Origin of the sequence: Microbacterium sp. UBA1612 (assembly GCF_002321605.1) — a bacterium.
GTDB lineage: Bacteria > Actinomycetota > Actinomycetes > Actinomycetales > Microbacteriaceae > Microbacterium > Microbacterium luteum.
In genome coordinates, this window is record NZ_DCMW01000006.1 from 138,472 (window position 1) to 155,765 (window position 17,294).

Consider the following 17,294-nt stretch of genomic DNA (forward strand, 5'->3'; position numbering starts at 1 on the left):
CCTCGGTCCAGCCGCCGGAATGGCCCTGTGGCGGCCTTCGCGGCGCGGATCTCCGGTGTTGTTCGCCACGTGACGGCGTGCCGTCCGGCGGAGTCGGCGCGACTAGCCTGGGAGGGTGGAGATCCTCGCTGCCGCCGTGCTGTTCGTCAACGCCGTCTTCAACGTCGTGGTGTGGCCGCGCTTCTATCCGCGCATCGCGAATGATGCTCGCGCGACCGACGCGAGCGGGAAGCGCACGACGTTCTATCGCGTGCACGTCGTGCTCATCACGATCGCGCTGATCCTCGCCGCGCTGTCGATCGTCGCCGGCGTGCTCGTTCTGCTCTAGAGCCGCCCGGACACACCCGAGACCTGGCACACGGTCCGAGACCTGGCCGCACGCACCCGGTCTCGGAAAGACAGCCCGCTCTCGGGTGTCGCGGATCAGCCGCCGAAAACGACGTTCAGCGGCGCCTGGCCTGCGGCGAGCCGTTCGATCTGCGTTCGCACGAGCGCAGCGATGCGCGGCGTCATGGCGGTCGTCGCGCCGCCGACGTGCGGCACGATCAAGACGCCCGGCAGCGTCCACAGCGGATGGTCTGCCGGCAGCGGCTCGGGATCGGTCACGTCGAGCGCGGCACGGATGCGCCCGCGCGTCACGTGGTCGACGAGCGCATCGGTGTCGATCAGGGGTCCGCGTCCGACGTTGACCACGAGGGCGTCGTCGGGAAGCGCCGACAGGAAACCGTCGTCGATGATGTGGCGCGTGCTGTCGCCGCCGGGCAGCGAGGTGATGACGATGTCGGTGTGCGGCAGCAGCTCGCGCATCTCGGCGACGCCGTGCACGCGCACCCCGTCCTCGTCGCGCGCGCGCGAGGCGACGGGCATGATCTCGACCTCGAAGCCCGACAGGCGGCGGGCGATGGCCTTTCCGACGCCGCCGTAGCCGAGCACCATGACGCGCCGGTCGGCGAGGCTGGGGGCGACGAACGGCTCCCACTGACCGTGCGCCTGCGTGCGTGCGAACCGGTCGATTCCGCGCTGTGACGCAATGGCGAGTCCGACGGCCAGCTCCGCCGTCGACGTCTCGTGCACGCTCGAGGCGTTTGCGAAGCGTATGCCGTCGGGGACGAGGTCCTCGACGCCCTCGTAGCCGATCGACTGCGACTGCACGAGCGCCACATCTAGTCCGCTCAGATGCTCCAGCACCGATTTCATCGACATGTACGGCGGCACGACCATGTCGAATCGCTGCTGCGGGGCGGGGCCGTCCATCGGCCATACGACCACCTCGACGCCTTCGGGAAGAGGTTGGATGTCGTGCGCGAGGCGCTCGGTGGGGACGCTGACGACGAGGGATGAGGTGCCGGAAGTCACCTCGCCACGCTATCGCGTGCGCGCAGATCGGATGCGGTCGGCGCCGGTGGGCGATACGCTCGCGCCGAGCACACGCCGTCGGCGTGACGAGGAGGCCGAGATGACCATTCCCGAGATCAACTACTGGGCCGTGTTGATCGCGACTCTGTCTTCCATGGTGGTGGGGTCGATCTGGTACACGCCGAAAGTGTTCGGTACACGGTGGGCCCGGCTGGCGAAGGTCGACATGGACCGGCCCGCCGCGACCGCGCTGTGGCCGATCATCACGACCCTCATCGTGAGCTTCATCACCGCATGGGTGCTCGCCGGTGCCGCGACGATCGCGTGGCACTTCTACGGCGGCGGATACCTGTGGGCGACGCTGGCCACCTCGGTGATCCTCTGGGCGGGCTTCACCGCGGCGCGCTTCATCACCCACGACGCGTTCGAGGGTCGCCCGACCTCATTGACGGTGCTGAACATCGCGCACGAACTGGTCACGCTCGTCGTCATGGCGATCATCATCGGCGTCTGGCCCCCGGCCGGCACCGTCTGATCCCGCTCTCCCGCCCTCCCGCGGCCCGACGAGCCGCTTTCGCGATTCGTTTGTCACGCGATGTCGGCATCCCCGGCGGATGCGACATCCCGTGACAGGTGAACCGGGGAACGCGGGGCGGGGCGGGGTGGGGCGCGGGAAGGCGCCCCGGGTGACGTCAGGCGGCGGCGACGAGAGTCGAGACGGCCGAGGTGAAGAAGGACAGGCCGTCGACGCCGGAGCGCATCGCCGCAGCTGTGTCGGGCCCGAAGCCGGCCTCGACGGCATGTTCCGGATGCGGCATGAGACCGACGACGTTGCCGCGCTCGTTGGTGAGACCGGCGATGTCGTTGAGGGAGCCGTTGGGATTGACGCCCAGATAGCGGAACGCGACCAGCCCTTCTCCCTCGATGCGCGCAAGGGTGTCGGCGTCGGCCGTGTACCCGCCGTCGGCGTTCTTGAGCGGGATGACGATCTCCTGCTCCGCGGTGAACCGCGCCGTCCAGGCGGTGTCGGTGTTCTCCACGCGCAGCCGCTGATCGCGGCGGATGAATTGCTGATGGGCGTTGCGGATGAGCCCGCCCGGCAGCAGATGCGCCTCGACGAGCATCTGGAAGCCGTTGCAGATGCCGAGGATGGGCATTCCCGCCGCGGCGGCGTCCTTCACCTCGGCCATGATCGGCGCGAGGGCGGCGATGGCTCCGGCGCGCAGATAATCGCCGTAGCTGAAGCCCCCGGGCAGGACGAGTGCATCGACACCGTCGAGGTCGTGCGAGCCGTGCCACAGTGCGACGGGCTCTGCGCCGGCGAGGGCGATCGCGCGTCGCGCGTCGACGTCGTCGAGGGAACCCGGGAAGGTGATGACCCCGATGCGGGCGGTCACTCGACCACCTCGATGCCCACGACGTCTTCGATCACGGAGTTCGACAGGATCTCATCGGCGATCTTGCGCGCCGAGGCGAGCACCTCGTCGGTGACCTCGCCGTCGACGGTGAGCTCGAACCGCTTGCCGATGCGGACGTCCGAGAAATCGGTGTTGCCGAGGCGCCCCAGGGCGCCGGAGACGGCCTTCCCCTGCGGGTCCAGCAGCTCGGCCTTGGGCATGACGTCGACGACGATGGTGGGCATACGAGGCTCCGGATGTCGCGGGCAGGGATCGCGACCATCCTATCTGCGCGGGCCGCGTCTCCGAGCCCGGCGATGGCAAGGAGAGGGTGTGGCCGCGGCCCCCACCGCGGCCACACCCTGTCGAAGGCCGCATCGTCCCCCGGACACCCGCGCCTCCGCTGACGGCGCGGATGAACGCCGGTCAGTCATCGTCGCCGCGGCCGGATTCGACGGGCGAGCCTCGCGGCCCCCACTTCGCCCGAGGTCGAGACGGCGGCGACGTGCACCAGTCAACGGGACAGGGCGGTCAGCGCCCCGGGTCGACGCCGATTCCGGACACTCCCGGACAGACAGATCGCGTTCGCGGGCTCGCTCGGGTCGCCGTGTGACGGTGGAATCGATACCTGCCGATTCGGTGTCGTAGCATCAGGATCACTGTGCCGGGGGGGGGCATCGGGGGAGACGATGACAGAAGAAGAGGATGCGTCCACGCGCGCATCTGCACCCTTCGACGCGATCGCCGCGGACCTCCAGCGCCTCCGTATCGAATCCGGCGACGTGTCGTACGCCGACATCGCTGCGCGGATCGCGCGCCGGCGAGAAGCCGAGGGCGCGAGCCCGGCGGGAGCGCGGATCGCCCGCTCGACGGTGTACGACGTGTTCCGGCCCGGCCGGCGGCGCATCAACGCCGACCTCGTCGCCGAGATCGTCCTCGCTCTCGGTGGCGACGAGCAATCCGCCCGCGACTGGCGTCGACGCTGTCTGGCGGCGCGAACCGACCGTGGGGCGGTCGTGGGCGCAGAGGGCCCGGACTCGGATGCCACCGACACGGCCTCGCTGACCACGGCCGCCGACACGGTCCGGTCGCCCAGCACCGGCGCCGTTCCGAGCCCGGGCCAGACGGTCAGCACCAGCCCGCCGCCCAGCACCGGCATCCCCAGCACCAGCCCGACACCCAGTGCCGGCGCGGCACCGACGACGACGCACGCGGACGCTGATGGCCCCACCCTGGCCACGCTGCGGGCGAGCCTGATCGTCGCGATCCTCGTGGGGTCGGTGGGATTGAACCTGTTCGGCACCGCGGTGGCGGGGGAGCTGCGTCTGCCCGTCTACCTCGACATGATCGGCACGGCGACCGCGGCCTTCGCCCTCGGGCCCTGGTACGGCCTGGCGGTCGGGGTGTCCACGAACCTCCTCGCGGCCCTCATCACCTCTCCCGAGACCATGCTGTTCGGGCTCGTCAACGCCGCCGGTGCGGTGCTGTGGGGATACGGGATCCGCCGGTTCGCCCACACGATCCCTCGCTTCGTCGTGCTCAACCTCGTCGTGGCACTCGTGTGCACCCTCATCGCCGCTCCGTTGAACGGACTGCTGTACGACGGCGACGGATCGGGCCATGTCACGGACGCCTACATCAGTGCGCTGCGTACCGCCCAGGGCATGTGGCTCGCGCTGTTCTCCGTGAACTTCCTCGCCTCACTCGCCGACAAGCTCATCGCGGGGTTTGCGGCGCTCGCCCTCGCGCGTCTGGTCGCCCCGCTGCGGCTGCGAGACGAGCCCATCCCACGGCTGCTCCGCCCGCGTTCGCCGCGTCGCTGAGGCCATATTCCCCTTTGTGAATGTGCCCTGATGATGCGTCCGACGGACGTGTGACCAAACTGTGATCACCGCGTGGGAGCGCTCCCTTGACATCATGAGAGCGCTCCCGTAGCGTCTCTCCTCGTTCGGTGAGAGCGCTCTCATGACCAGCATGCGGCGAGCACCGACATCCACCAGGACCCACACCACAAAGGAGTGACCCGTGAAATCACGCGCTTTGCGTCGCGCCGCTGCCGCGGCAGCCGCGGCATCCGCCACAACCCTCGTCCTCGCCGGCTGCGCCGGCTCGTCGGACTCGTCCGGCAGCGGCTCGGGCGATGAAGAGGTCGAGCTGACGATCGCCACCTTCAACGACTTCGGCTACACCGATGAGCTCCTGCAGGAGTACATGGACGAGCACCCGAACGTCACGATCGTGCACAACCGCGCGGCCACCTCGAACGACGCCCGCGCCAACTACTTCCAGAAGCTCGGCAAGACCGGTCTCGCCGATATCGAGGCGATCGAGGTCGACTGGCTGCCCGAGGTGATGGAGTACTCCGACCTGCTCGCACCGGTTCCCGCCGACCTCTCCGACCGCTGGCTCGACTGGAAGGTCGAGGCCGCCACCGACGCGGAGGGCAACCTCATCGGCTATGGCACGGACATCGGGCCCGAAGGCGTCTGCTACCGCTCCGACCTGTTCGCGGAGGCGGGCCTGCCCACCGATCGCGACGAGGTCGCCGCGATGCTCGAGGGCGACTGGTCCACCTACTTCGAGATGGGTGAGCAGTACGTGGATGCCACGGGGAACGCGTTCTTCGACTCCGCCGGCGGCACCTACCAGGGCATGGTCAACCAGCTGCCCGCCGCGTACGAGGATCCCGAGACGGGCGAGATCACCGCGACGGAGAACCCCGAGGTCGCCGACATCTACAACCAGGTGCTCGAGGCGAGCGCGGACCAGTCCGCCCACCTCGGTCAGTGGTCCGACGACTGGTTCGCGGGTCTGTCCAACGGCGCCTTCGCCACCATGCTCTGCCCGGGCTGGATGCTCGGCGTCATCGAGGGCAACGCAGCCGACACCACCGGCTGGGACATCGCGAACGTCTTCCCGAACGGCGGCGGCAACTGGGGCGGGTCGTACCTGACCGTCCCCGGCAACGGCGCCAACGTCGGGGCCGCGCAGGAACTGGCCGACTGGCTGACCGCTCCCGAGCAGCAGATCACGGCCTTCGAGGCCGCCGGAACGTTCCCGAGCCAGAACGAGGCACTGACCGACCCGACGCTGCTGGAGGCCACCAACGCGTACTTCAACGACGCACCGGTCGGATCGATCCTGAGTGACCGGGCCAACGCCGTCACCGTGTCGCCGTTCAAGGGTGAGTACTACTTCCAGATCAACGACGCGATGCAGCAGGCGCTGACCCGTGTCGAAGACGGCACGCAGGACGCCCAGACCTCGTGGGACCAGTGGGTCTCGGAAGTCGATCTCATCGGCTGACGCCTTCCGGGGGCGGGTGCGACCGCGCATCCGCCCCCGGAGCACCGACCGCCGCCGCCGTATCGCACGCATGAAACGAGGACCGTCGTGACCGCGACAACCACCCCGCCGAGGGCCCCGAGCCGGTGGAGCGAGACCCCCGAACCGCAGCGCCCCGTCAGGCGCGTCGCCTTCGGGCATCGGCTGAGCAGGTGGGACCTGAAGTTCTCGCCCTACCTGTACATCTCGCCGTTCTTCATCCTGTTCGCGATCGTCGGACTGTTCCCGATCGCCTACACCGCGGTCATCTCGTTCATGGACTGGGACCTCGTGCGGAACGCGGGCGAGTTCGTCGGCTTCGAGCAGTACAGCTGGATCCTCGGGAACCCGAAGTTCTGGATCGCTCTGCGCAACACCTTCAGCATCTTCCTGCTGTCATCCATCCCGCAGCTGATCGCCGCGATCTTCATCGCCGCGATGCTCGACCAGAACATCCGCGCCAAGACCTTCTGGCGCATGGGGGTCCTCGTCCCCTACGTCATGGCGCCCGTGGCCGTCGCGCTCATCTTCAGCAACCTGTTCGGCGACCAGTACGGCCTCGTCAACACGACGCTGCAGAACCTCGGCATTCCCGCCATCCAGTGGCACTCGGATGCGTTCGCCAGCCACATCGCGATCGCGACGATGGTGAACTTCCGCTGGACCGGCTACAACACCCTCATCCTGCTGGCCGCCATGCAGGCCATCCCGCGCGACTACTACGAGGCCGCGACGGTCGACGGCGCGGGCAAGGTGCGCCAGTTCTTCTCGATCACGGTGCCGAGCCTGCGCCCGACGCTGATCTTCGTGATCATCACCTCCACCATCGGCGGTCTGCAGATCTTCGACGAGCCGCGCATGTACGACCAGTACGGCACCGGCGGACCGAACTCGCAGTGGCTGACGATCACCCTCTGGCTCTACAACATCGGCTGGGGCGAATGGAACTTCGGCCGCGCCGCCGCCCTCGCGTGGATCCTCTTCATCATCATCCTGCTCATCGGCGTGATCAACCTGTTCGTCACCCAGGGGCTGGTGCGCACCGAGGGAACCCGCACCACCCAGACCCGATCCGAACGCCGCGCCGCCGCCCGATCCGCCCGGCTCGCCGTGCAGAGCGACGCCCGTGCGCGCGCCGCATCCGCGACCGGCCCGACCCGAGAGGACGAGCGATGAGCACCACCACCACTCCTCCCGTCACCATCGCCGACGGCGACATCCCCACCGAGGAGAAGCGGCGACCGCGTCGCCGCCGCGCGATCCGCGGATCGCGACCGGGCTGGTTCGTCTACGGCGTGCTGGCGATCGTGCTCGGCGGATCGCTGTTCCCTTTCTACTGGTCGTTCCTCATCGGATCCGGCGACGCCTCCACCATCCGCGACCCCAACATGTCGTGGCTGCCGGGCGGCAACTTCATCGACAACGCCCTCGCGGTCGTCAACGACCCGGCCGTGAACTTCTGGCTGGCGCTCTGGAACTCCATCTACAGCTCGGCGCTCATCGCCCTGTCCGTGGTGTTCTTCTCGACCCTCGCCGGATGGGCATTCGCGAAGCTGCGGTTCCGCGGCGCCAACGGGCTGCTCGTCTTCGTCATCGCCACGATGGCCGTGCCGATGCAGCTGGGCGTCGTGCCGCTGTACATCCTCTTCGCCGACCTCGGCTGGACCGGGCAGATCGGCGCCATCATCGTGCCGGCGCTGGTGACGGCGTTCGGGGTGTTCTGGATGACGCAGTACCTGCGCCAGTCGGTCCCGGACGAGCTCATCGAGGCGGCGCGCGTCGACGGTGCGACATCCTTCCGCACCTTCTGGACGATCGGGCTGCCCGCCGCGCGACCGGCCGCCGCGATGCTCGGTCTGTTCACGTTCGTGACCGCCTGGAACAACTTCTTCTGGCCGTTCATCGTGCTCGACCGGCAGAATCCGACCCTGCCGGTGGCGCTGTCGCTGCTGCAGTCGAACTACTTCGTCGACTACTCCATCGTCCTGGCGGGCGTGCTGCTGGCGACCATCCCCCTGTTGATCCTCTTCGTCTTCGTCGGCAAGCAGCTGGTGAGCGGCATCATGGCAGGAGCCGTGAAGGGATGAGCACCATGACCGCCACCACCTCCCGAGAGGACTCCCCCCGGATGTCAGTTCCCTCGCGCCCATTCCCGTCGGACTTCCTGTTCGGCGCCGCCACCGCGGCCTTCCAGATCGAAGGCGCGGCCCACGAAGACGGTCGTCGCGACTCGATCTGGGACGCCTTCTGCCGCGTGCCCGACGCCGTGATCAACGGCGACAACGGCGACATCGCCTGCGATCACTACCACCGCTACCGCGATGACGTCGCTCTCATGTCGGAGATGGGCCTGAACACCTATCGCTTCTCGACGTCGTGGTCCCGCGTGCGCCCCGATGGCGGTGCGGTGAACGCGGCCGGCGTCGACTTCTACAAGCGTCTCGTCGACGAGCTGCTGGATGCGGGCATCCTGCCCTGGCTCACCCTCTACCACTGGGATCTGCCGCAGGCGCTGCAGGAGAGGGGCGGGTGGGCGAACCGCGACACGGCAGCCCGCTTCACCGAGTACGCGCTCGACATGCACGACGCGCTGGGGGATCGCGTGCGCGTGTGGACGACCCTCAACGAACCGTGGTGCTCGTCGTTCCTCAGCTACACCGCCGGCATCCATGCTCCCGGTCACTACAGCGTGGAAGAGGGCCTGCTCGCCTCGCACCATCTGCTGCTCGGGCACGGACAGACGATCTCCGCGCTCCGCGAGCGCGACGCATCGCTGAACCTCGGCATCACCCTGAACCTCACCGTCGCCGACGCCGTGGACCCAGCCGACCCCGCCGACGCCGACGCCGCGCGTCGCATCGACGGCCAGTTCAACCGCTGGTTCCTCGATCCGATCTTCCGCGGAGAGTATCCGGCGGACGTGGTCGAGGACATCCGGCGAGTGGATGCCGACGCCGTCGCCGCGTTCGAGACCGCCGTGCAGCCGGGCGACCTCGCGACGATCGCGAGCCGCATCGACTCCCTCGGCGTGAACTACTACCACGGCGAATACGTCGGCGGGCACGAGCCGGAAGTCGCACCGGTCGGCGGCGATGCGCCCACCGCCCGTCCCGCGCACTCGGCGTTCCCCTCGCACGAGGGGATCTTCTGGCACGAGCGGGGGCTTCCCCGCACCCCGATGCAGTGGGAGGTGCAGCCGGAAGGACTCACCCGCCTGCTGCAGCGGGTGTCGGCCGACTACGCGGGCCCGGCCGGGACGACGCTGTACGTCACCGAGAACGGTGCCGCCTACGACGACGTCGCGATCGTCGAAGGCGGCGAGACGCGTGTGCACGACGCCGACCGCGTCGAGTTCCTGCGCGGGCACCTGGGTGCCGTGCTCGACGCGATCGAGGCGGGTGTCGAGGTCGGCGGGTATTTCTACTGGTCGATGCTCGACAACTTCGAATGGGCATGGGGCTACGAGAAGCGGTTCGGCATCGTGCGCGTGGACTACGCCACGCAGGAGCGGGCCGTGAAGGACAGCGGTCGCGAGTACGCTCGCATCATCGCCTCGCGCGCGCTGTGATCCCGCACCGCCCGATCGCGCAGGCGTAGGGAAGGAGTCGTGGTGACCACGTCGTCCGCAGCTCGCGGGGCCGTCACGATCGAGGAGGTCGCCGCCGAGGCCGGGGTGTCGAGGTCGACGGTGTCACGCGTCGTCAACGGTTCCCCCGCCGTCAGCCCGGAGGCCGTCGAAGCGGTCACCCGCGCGATCGCCGACCTCAACTACGTGCCCAACCGCGCCGCGCGCACCCTCGCCAGTCGTCAGACCCACGCGATCGCGCTGATCGTGCCCGAGGACACCACGCGGTTCTTCGGGGACCCGTTCTTCGCCTCGGTCGTCTCCGGCATCAATGCACGCCTCAGTCAGTCCGACTACGTGCTCAACCTCGTGATCGCGAGCGACGACCCGGGCGACAAGACCACGAGCTACATGCGCTCGGGTGCGGTCGACGGCGCCATCGTCGTCTCCCACCACACCAGCGACACGTACCTGGATCGCATCGCTGCCGCCGTCCCCGTCGTCTACGGCGGCCGTCCCGTGACCACGCGCGAACGCGACTACTACGTCGACGTCGACAACCGCCGCGGCGGCTACGAGGCGACCGCGCACCTGATCGGCAAGGGCCACCGCACGATCGCCTCGATCAGCGGCCCGCTCGACATGCCGGCGGCGATCGACCGCCTCCAGGGGTATCGCGATGCCCTCGCCGCCGCCGACCTCGCCGAGGGAATCGTCGAGGACGGCGACTTCACCACCGACGGCGGCGCCGCCGCGATGCGCCGCATGCTCGCGGCGGGTCCCTGCCCCGAAGCGATCTTCGTCGCGAGCGACCTCATGGCGCAGGGTGTGCTCAGCGTGCTGGCGGCCGAGGGCATATCGGTTCCCGGTGACGTCGCGATCGTCGGGTTCGACGATTCCCCGGTTGCGACATCCGTCACCCCACGGCTGACGACGGTTCGCCAGCCGTCGTTCGAGCAGGGCGAGCAGATGGCGAGCATGCTGCTCGACCGCCTCGCCGGGCTCGAGCCTGCCCACGTGACGGTGCTTCCCGCCGATCTCATCGTGCGCGACTCCGCCTGATCGCTGCACGGAGCCGCCTCACCCGCGGCCGGAGACCCCCGCGTGCAGCACGTTGTTCCAGGGGTCGTCGAAGGTGACGGTGCGGCCGTCGTCGCGCACCGGCACCCCGCGATCCCGAAGCCGTTCGCCCAGGGCGCCGAGGGCGTCGTCGTCGGGGAGCACCAGGTCCACGCGGCCCAGGCCGAGCGCGGGCATGCGCGGGCCGGCCCCCCGAGAATTCCAGACGTTCATCGCCATGTGATGGTGGTATCCGCCGGCGCTGACGAAGACGGCCTGGTTCCCGAGGGATGCGGTCACATCGAACCCCATCGTGTCGGCGTAGAACGCGCGCGCCGTGGCGGCATCCCCGACGGACAGATGCACGTGTCCGACCGCGGCGGGATCGTCGGCGGTGGCACCGAGCGCCGCCTCATCGGTGAGATGTTCGGAGAGGAACGCGTTCGGGTCGAGGAACAGCGTCGCCATCTCGACCTGGCCGTGGGTCCACGACCACTCCGTGCGCGCTCGATCCCAGTAGAGTTCGATGCCGTTGCCCTCGGGATCGGTGAGGTAGAACGCCTGACTGACGAGATGATCGGCCGAGCCGGTGAAGCTTCCCGGGGCGTGGCGCGCGACGGAGTACAGGGCGGCGGCCAGGGCGCGCTGGCTCTCGAAGAGGATCGCGGTGTGGAACAGCCCTGCCGATCCGGGAACGGCGTGCCGGAGCGTCGGCTCATGCCGCAGCACCAGGATTGCGTGCCCGGCACGGCCGAGGGTCGCCGACGTCGCGTCCTCGGCGAGCACCTGCAGAGTGACGACGTCGCGGTAGAAGCGCATCATCGCGTCGAGATCGGCGACGAGCAGCGTCACCGCGCCCATCGAGGTCGCGGACGCCAGCCGGTCGCCGCGGGTTTTCTCATTCATGGGAATGAACAACCGCGGCGACCGTCGTGGTGTTCCGGATCACTCCGGGTCGCCGCCGAGAGCCCCGACAGCCGGGATGGGGCCACCGTCGTCGGCGCCGGTTCTGCGGGCGCGGGCGATCGCGTTGCCGAGGTGGTAGATCAGCAGCGCCGCGGAGGAGCCGATGACGATGGCTCCCAGCTGGAAGTCGCCCCACTGCATCGTGAATCCGGCGATGGCGACGACCAGCGCGACGGCTCCGGTGTACTGGTTGACCGGACGCGAGAAGTCCACGCGGTTGTCGACCCAGATCTTGATGCCGATGATGCCGATGAGGCCGTACAGCGCGGTCGTCACCCCGCCGAGCACGCCCGCGGGGATCGAGTTGAACAGTTCGCCCACCTTCGGCGACAGGCTGAGCAGGATGGCGGTTGCGCCGGCGACCCAGTACGCCGCCGTCGAGTACACCCGGGTGGCGGCCATGACGCCGATGTTCTCGCCGTAGGTGGTGGTTCCGGAGCCGCCGAACAGGCCCGCGACGGTGGTCGCGGCGCCGTCGGCGATGAGCGCGCGGCCGGTGTGACGGTTGACCGATGCATCCGTCATCGCCGCGACCCCACGCACGTGGCCGACGTTCTCGGCGATCAGCACCAGCACGACCGGCAGGAACATCGCGATCACCCCCCACGTCTGGGGCGAGGCGAAGTCGGCGATCTGGAACGGCGGCAGGCCCACCCAGGCGGCCTCGTTAAGCGCCGTGAAGTCGACCTCGCCGGAGAGCAGGGCGACGACGTAGCCGACGATCACACCGAGGAAGATCGAGATGCGGCCGAGGAAGCCGCGGAAGAGAACGCTGAACAGCACCACGGAGACGAGCGTGATGGTCGCCGTCAGGGGCTGCTGCTGGAAGTTGTCCCACGCCACCGGGGCGAGGTTGAAGCCGATGAGGGCCACGATCGCGCCGGCGACGACCGGCGGCATGAGGCGATCGATCCATCCGAGTCCGGCGACCTGCACGATCACGCCCACGGCCGCCAGCAGCACGCCGACGGCGACGATGCCCGCCAGTGCCGACCCCATGCCCGCGGTGGCGGTGGCGGCGGTGACCGGCGCGATGAATGCGAACGACGAACCCAGGTAGCTCGGAAGCTTGTTGCGCGTGATCAGCAGGAACAGGATCGTGCCCACGCCCGAGAACAGCAGCGTCGTGGGCACGGGGAATCCGGTGAGCACCGGCACGAGGAACGTCGCACCGAACATCGCGATGACATGCTGCATGCCGATCGCTATCGTGGCGGGCCAGTTCAGCCGCTCCCCGGGCGCCACCACCTTGCCGGGCTCGACGGTTCGACCGTTTCCGTGCAGGGACCAGACAGGCATACGTGCTCCTCGAGGCTGGGCGACAGGCGAATCCGCGCCGCCGACACGATATCGGGTGGCGGCATCCGTCACCGCTTCGTCATGCTTTCGGCGCGTCCGGAGAGGGAGGATGGATGCATGAAGCGCGGAACCGTCGTCGCCCTCGCGGTCGCGGGCCTGCTGGTCGTCGGTGTCGGGGGCGCCGTCGCCCTGTCCGTGGCCGGCGGCGGAGAGCCCGCCGCGGTCGAGACATCCACGAGCGAGGCGGATCCCACGGGGGAGGCGGATCCCACGGGCGAGGCGGATGAGTCCGACGCCGATGCCGGGGGGCCCGACGCGGCCGATGGCGACGAGACGGCGGATGCCGGCGACGCGGCCGCCGGGGCCTCGCCCGGTGCGTACGTGGAGTACAGCGAGAGCGCGCTCGCCGCGGCCGAGGGCACGCGCGTGCTGTTCTTCCACGCCACGTGGTGTCCGCAGTGCCGCGCGCTCGACGATGACATCGTCGCGCAGGGCGTGCCCGACGGGGTGACCGTGCTCAAGGTCGACTACGACACGCAGCAGGACCTGCGGCAGCGATACGACGTCCGTCAGCAGACGACGGTCGTCGCGCTGGACGACAGCGGTGCCGCGACGGCGTCGTTCGTGCCCTATGACGACCCGACGCTCGAGACGGCGCTGACCGGCCTCGGCCTGGACTGATGCTCGGGCTCACGCTGGTGGCGTTCGCGGCGGGTGTGCTCACGGTGCTCGCGCCGTGCGTGCTGCCGCTGCTGCCCGTGATCGTCGGCGGCACCGCGGCGCGCACCCGGGCCGATGCCGGCATCGCCGAGCGGCAGTGGTTCCGGCCGTTGGTCATCGCGGGATCCCTGGCGGCCTCGGTGATCGCCTTCACCCTGCTGCTGAAGGCGACCTCGGCGCTCCTCGGCGTGCCGGCATGGATCTGGCAGGCCGTCTCGGGCGTCATCGTCGCCGTGCTCGGCCTCACGATGCTCTTCCCGGCGCTGTGGGAGCGGGTCACCGTCGCCACCGGGCTGCAAGCCGGCGGCGGTCGCCTGCTCGATCGCGGATACCGTCGCGGCGGGCTCACGGGCGACGTCGCCCTGGGCGCCGCGCTCGGTCCGGCCTTCAGCAGCTGCTCGCCCACCTACGCGCTCATCGTGGCGACCGTGCTTCCCGCGAGCTTCGCCGCCGGCACGGTCTACGTCACCGCCTACGCGATCGGTCTCGCGCTCGCTCTGCTCGGGGTGGCGCTCGCCGGCACGGCGATCGTGCGCAGGCTCGGCTGGCTGAGCGACCCGCACGGCGTGTTCCGCCGCGTTGTCGGCGGCATTCTGCTCGTCGTGGGGGTGGGTGTCGCGCTCGGGTGGGACCGCGTGCTGCAGACCTGGGTGCTCGACCAGGGCTGGTACGAGCCGATCGAGAACCTCGAGCGCCTTCTCCTCGGCTGACGACGCCGGGAGGGGTCAGGCGGTGAGGCGGTCCAGGAGCTCGCGGTAGCGGGCGGCGGTGCGCTCGACGATCTCGGCGGGAAGCTCGGGAGGCGTGCCGGTCTTGTCCCAGTGCGCGGCGAGCCAGTTGCGCACGATCTGCTTGTCGAAGCTCGCCATACGCTCGGCGGGTGTCGAGCCGTCTTGCCACGCAGCCGCATCCCAGTACCGCGACGAGTCGCTCGTGAGCACCTCGTCGGCCAGGGTCAGGGTGCCCTCGGCATCGAGGCCGAACTCGAACTTCGTGTCCGCGAGGATCAGCCCCGCAGCCTCGGCAGTGGCGGCGGCGCGGGTGTAGATCGCCAGCGACGCGTCGCGCAGGGCCGCCGCCTGATCCTCGCCGACGAGCTCGACGGACTGCTCGAACGTGATGTTCTCGTCGTGCTCGCCCAGGGGGGCCTTGTAGGCCGGGGTGTAGAGCGGCTCGGGAAGGCGGTCGCCGTCCTCGAGCCCCGCCGGCAGCGGGATGCCGCAGACGGTGCCCGACGAGACGTACTCCTGATAGCCGGAACCCGTGAGGTAGCCCCGCACGACGCACTCGATCGGCAGCATGTCGAGAGAGCGCACGACCATCGCGCGGCCCGCCACCGCAGCCGGCGGCTCGGCGCCGTCGACGATGTGATTCGGAATGCGCGGACCGCCGTCGGAGCCCGCGAGGCGGTCGAACCACCACATGCTGAGGCGCGTCAGCAGTTCGCCCTTGCCCGGGATGCCGGGGGAGAGCACATGGTCGAAAGCCGACACGCGGTCGCTCGCGATCACGAGCATCCGATCGGCGTCTGCAGCGTCGGCCACGTCGGCGGGAACGTACAGGTCGCGGACCTTGCCCGAGTAGACGTGACGCCAACCGGGCAGGTCGGCCGAGGCGGGGGCGGGTGCGTCGGTGCTCACCCGGCCATTATCCCGGTCACCGCGGCGGCGACGTGCCGCTCCACCCGGCCGCGCGGTTCACAACTCCTCAAACGGGACATGCGCAGCGGTGAAATCGCCCCGTTCTGCCGTCGCGGCAGCCGTTTGTGCGGAGTTACGCACGCGCCGCCGCGTGGGCGGGGCGCCGCCGCGTGGCAACCGATGCGACGTGGCGGTCGGCATCCCCCGGGCGGCGACCTGCCGCTCCGCCCCGGGCGCGGTTCACAACTCCTCAAACGTGCGCGCATGTCGGGCGAAACGGCGGCGGATGAGCCCGTGGCGGTCGGAATCTGCGGAGTTGTGAACGAGCGAGCGAGGCTGCGGGAGGCGGAAAGGCCTCGAGGGCGCGTGGTTGGGGCTCAGGCGACGGAAGTGTGCACCGCGAGCGAGGCTGCAGGCGGCAGCGTGGTCGGCGTGGCCGCCGCGGCGCGATCCGAATCAGGCGTCGGCGGCGCGTGCGGCGATGTCGCGGCGGTGCTGGCCGCCCTCAAGGCCGATCGCGTCGACGCCGCGGTAGACGCGATCGCGCGCGTCTGCCAGTGACGACCCGACGCCGACGACGCTCAGCACGCGTCCGCCGGTGGCGAGGAATTCGCCGTCGTGCAGCGCGGTCGCGGCGTGGGCGAGGTGCACCCCGTCGAGGGCTTCGGCCCGGTCGAGGCCTGACAGTGTGCGTCCGGTCGCCGGGGATGCGGGATACCCCTCGCTCGCGATCACGACGGTGACCGTCGCGGCATCCGAGAACGACGGGCGGTCGTGGTCCTCGAGGTGTCCCGACGCCGCGGCCAGCAGCAGCTCCGACAGCGGATCGGCGAGGCGCGGAAGCACGACCTGCGTCTCGGGGTCGCCGAACCGCGCATTGAATTCGATCACCTTCACACCCGTGTCGGTGAGGATGAGGCCCGCGTACAGAAGCCCGATGAACGGCGTACCCTCGGCATCGAGCTGGCGGATGACGGGCTCGGCGATCTCGCGGGTGACGAGGTCGACGAAGGCGTCTTCGCCGCCGAAGCCGTCGGCCAGCCACGGCAGTGGTGAGTAGGCGCCCATGCCGCCGGTGTTGGGACCGGCGTCGTCGTCGGCGAGGCGCTTGAAGTCCTGTGCCGGGCTGAGCGGTAGTACGTGGTCGCCGTCGGACACGAAGAACAGCGAGACCTCGGGGCCGGCCAGGAACTCCTCGACGAGCACCGGCCCGCTCGGGAGATACTGCGCGGCGTGGGCGAGGGCGGCGTCGCGGTCGCCGGTGACGATGACGCCCTTGCCCGCGGCGAGTCCGTCGGCCTTCACGACGTGCGGCGAGCCGAGGTCGTCGAGGGCGGCCTCGACCTCGTCCGGCGTGGCGGCGCGCACGGCGCGGCCGGTCGGCACGCCGGCGGCATCCATCACCCGCTTGGCGAAGGCCTTCGAGCCCTCCAGCTGCGCGGCGGCGGCGCCCGGACCGAAGACGGGGATGCCGCGCTCGCGGAGTGCGTCGGCGACGCCCGCCACGAGGGGCGCCTCAGGGCCGATGACGACCAGGTCGACGGTGTTCTCCATGGCGAACGTGGTCACCGCGACGGGATCGTTCGGGTCGAGGCTGACCAGAGTGGCGTCACGCCCGATGCCGGCATTCCCCGGCGCAGCGAGGATGTCGTGCGCGGCCTGCTCGGACCGGAGAGCGAGGATGATGGCGTGCTCGCGGGCACCCGAGCCGAGAACGAGGATCTTCACCCCGCCAGCCTAACCGCGGCCTTCTTCCGCCTTCTCGTCTTCCGGCCCTTGACCTTCGCCGTCTGGGCCCTCCTCCGCCTTCTCGTCTTCCGGCGCTTGACCTTCGCCGTCTGGACCCTCCTCCCTCATCCGCGCCTCAACTCAGGCTGTGTGTCGGCTTGTGGCTGAAGACAGCCGGGTTTCGGGGGTAGATCCCGCTCCCAGCCTGAGTTAGGGCCGGGTGGCCGGGTGGCCTGGGTC

General features: G+C 69.8%; 16 protein-coding genes and 1 pseudogene. 10 read left to right on the top strand and 7 right to left on the bottom strand.

The features are described 5' to 3' along the window. The first annotated feature begins 115 nt into the window (after positions 1-115). Positions 116-328 (top strand): SCO4848 family membrane protein, encoded by a 213-nt coding sequence (locus tag B3S45_RS03835; protein ID WP_194384304.1) that lies wholly within the window; start codon positions 116-118, stop codon positions 326-328. Between the two features lie 95 nt (positions 329-423). On the opposite strand, the gene B3S45_RS03840 is transcribed toward B3S45_RS03835, so the two are convergent. Continuing rightward, complete coding sequence (locus B3S45_RS03840; protein ID WP_228480892.1) at positions 424-1,356, bottom strand: 2-hydroxyacid dehydrogenase; 933 nt, start codon at positions 1,354-1,356, stop codon at positions 424-426. Between the two features lie 100 nt (positions 1,357-1,456). On the opposite strand from B3S45_RS03840, the gene B3S45_RS03845 reads away from it, so the two are divergent. Beyond that, entirely contained in the window at positions 1,457-1,891 is a 435-nt protein-coding gene (locus B3S45_RS03845) for a DUF1761 domain-containing protein (protein WP_194384305.1), read from the top strand. Positions 1,892-2,048: 157 nt separating this feature from the next. On the opposite strand, the gene purQ is transcribed toward B3S45_RS03845, so the two are convergent. Further along, the gene (gene purQ, locus B3S45_RS03850) at positions 2,049-2,753 is read right to left on the bottom strand and encodes a phosphoribosylformylglycinamidine synthase subunit PurQ (protein ID WP_286717496.1); all 705 of its coding nucleotides are present in this window, start codon (positions 2,751-2,753) and stop codon (positions 2,049-2,051) included. Beyond that, the gene (gene purS, locus B3S45_RS03855) at positions 2,750-2,998 is read right to left on the bottom strand and encodes a phosphoribosylformylglycinamidine synthase subunit PurS (protein WP_194384306.1); all 249 of its coding nucleotides are present in this window, start codon (positions 2,996-2,998) and stop codon (positions 2,750-2,752) included. Before purS ends, purQ begins: the two co-directional genes overlap by 4 nt. A 444-nt stretch (positions 2,999-3,442) precedes the next feature. On the opposite strand from purS, the gene B3S45_RS03860 reads away from it, so the two are divergent. The 6 genes and pseudogenes from B3S45_RS03860 to B3S45_RS03885 form a co-directional block, all read left to right on the top strand. Beyond that, on the top strand, positions 3,443-4,576 hold the full coding sequence (locus B3S45_RS03860; RefSeq protein ID WP_286717498.1) for a hypothetical protein: 1,134 nt from the start codon (positions 3,443-3,445) through the stop codon (positions 4,574-4,576). A 202-nt stretch (positions 4,577-4,778) separates the two neighbouring features. Beyond that, positions 4,779-6,059 carry an extracellular solute-binding protein gene (locus B3S45_RS03865; RefSeq protein WP_286717500.1) on the top strand — a complete coding sequence of 427 codons (1,281 nt, stop codon included), beginning with the start codon at positions 4,779-4,781 and terminating at the stop codon, positions 6,057-6,059. Between the two features lie 87 nt (positions 6,060-6,146). Next, a complete protein-coding gene (locus B3S45_RS03870) occupies positions 6,147-7,253 on the top strand; it encodes a carbohydrate ABC transporter permease (RefSeq protein ID WP_414683066.1) in 1,107 nt (368 codons plus the stop codon). Beyond that, complete coding sequence (locus tag B3S45_RS03875) at positions 7,250-8,164, top strand: carbohydrate ABC transporter permease (protein WP_286717501.1); 915 nt, start codon at positions 7,250-7,252, stop codon at positions 8,162-8,164. Before B3S45_RS03870 ends, B3S45_RS03875 begins: the two co-directional genes overlap by 4 nt. 5 nt (positions 8,165-8,169) lie before the next feature. Beyond that, entirely contained in the window at positions 8,170-9,645 is a 1,476-nt protein-coding gene (locus B3S45_RS03880) for a GH1 family beta-glucosidase (RefSeq protein WP_414683067.1), read from the top strand. Between the two features lie 30 nt (positions 9,646-9,675). Further along, a pseudogene (locus B3S45_RS03885) lies at positions 9,676-10,704 on the top strand (LacI family DNA-binding transcriptional regulator); the annotation flags it as partial. 18 nt (positions 10,705-10,722) lie between these two features. Here the strand turns inward: B3S45_RS03885 and B3S45_RS03890 are convergent. Both B3S45_RS03890 and B3S45_RS03895 read right to left on the bottom strand, forming a co-directional pair. Beyond that, positions 10,723-11,607, bottom strand: a complete 885-nt coding sequence (locus B3S45_RS03890; RefSeq protein ID WP_071043405.1) for a VOC family protein — start codon at positions 11,605-11,607, stop codon at positions 10,723-10,725. A gap of 39 nt (positions 11,608-11,646) precedes the next feature. Beyond that, on the bottom strand, positions 11,647-12,966 hold the full coding sequence (locus tag B3S45_RS03895) for a uracil-xanthine permease family protein (RefSeq protein WP_286717502.1): 1,320 nt from the start codon (positions 12,964-12,966) through the stop codon (positions 11,647-11,649). 117 nt (positions 12,967-13,083) lie between these two features. Here B3S45_RS03895 and B3S45_RS03900 point away from each other — a divergent pair, with 117 nt between their 5' ends. Both B3S45_RS03900 and B3S45_RS03905 read left to right on the top strand, forming a co-directional pair. After that, positions 13,084-13,647, top strand: coding sequence for a thioredoxin family protein (locus tag B3S45_RS03900; protein ID WP_286717504.1), 564 nt, complete (start codon positions 13,084-13,086; stop codon positions 13,645-13,647). Next, positions 13,647-14,396, top strand: a complete 750-nt coding sequence (locus B3S45_RS03905; protein WP_286717506.1) for a cytochrome c biogenesis CcdA family protein — start codon at positions 13,647-13,649, stop codon at positions 14,394-14,396. Before B3S45_RS03900 ends, B3S45_RS03905 begins: the two co-directional genes overlap by 1 nt. Positions 14,397-14,411: 15 nt before the next feature. Here B3S45_RS03905 and B3S45_RS03910 read toward each other — a convergent pair whose 3' ends face one another. Both B3S45_RS03910 and purD read right to left on the bottom strand, forming a co-directional pair. Continuing rightward, complete coding sequence (locus tag B3S45_RS03910; protein WP_286717508.1) at positions 14,412-15,326, bottom strand: phosphoribosylaminoimidazolesuccinocarboxamide synthase; 915 nt, start codon at positions 15,324-15,326, stop codon at positions 14,412-14,414. A 456-nt stretch (positions 15,327-15,782) separates the two neighbouring features. Then, a complete protein-coding gene (purD, locus tag B3S45_RS03915; RefSeq protein WP_286717509.1) occupies positions 15,783-17,054 on the bottom strand; it encodes a phosphoribosylamine--glycine ligase in 1,272 nt (423 codons plus the stop codon). Positions 17,055-17,294: the final 240 nt, after the last annotated feature.

Coding starts and splice junctions, on each gene's coding strand:
- B3S45_RS03905 (WP_286717506.1), top strand. CDS start 13,647: ATGCTCGGGCTCACGCTGGTGGCGTTCGCGGCGGGTGTGCTCACGGTG.
- purS (WP_194384306.1), bottom strand. CDS start 2,998: ATGCCCACCATCGTCGTCGACGTCATGCCCAAGGCCGAGCTGCTGGAC.
- B3S45_RS03895 (WP_286717502.1), bottom strand. CDS start 12,966: ATGCCTGTCTGGTCCCTGCACGGAAACGGTCGAACCGTCGAGCCCGGC.
- B3S45_RS03845 (WP_194384305.1), top strand. CDS start 1,457: ATGACCATTCCCGAGATCAACTACTGGGCCGTGTTGATCGCGACTCTG.
- B3S45_RS03890 (WP_071043405.1), bottom strand. CDS start 11,607: ATGAATGAGAAAACCCGCGGCGACCGGCTGGCGTCCGCGACCTCGATG.
- B3S45_RS03900 (WP_286717504.1), top strand. CDS start 13,084: ATGAAGCGCGGAACCGTCGTCGCCCTCGCGGTCGCGGGCCTGCTGGTC.
- B3S45_RS03875 (WP_286717501.1), top strand. CDS start 7,250: ATGAGCACCACCACCACTCCTCCCGTCACCATCGCCGACGGCGACATC.
- B3S45_RS03880 (WP_414683067.1), top strand. CDS start 8,170: ATGACCGCCACCACCTCCCGAGAGGACTCCCCCCGGATGTCAGTTCCC.
- B3S45_RS03860 (WP_286717498.1), top strand. CDS start 3,443: ATGACAGAAGAAGAGGATGCGTCCACGCGCGCATCTGCACCCTTCGAC.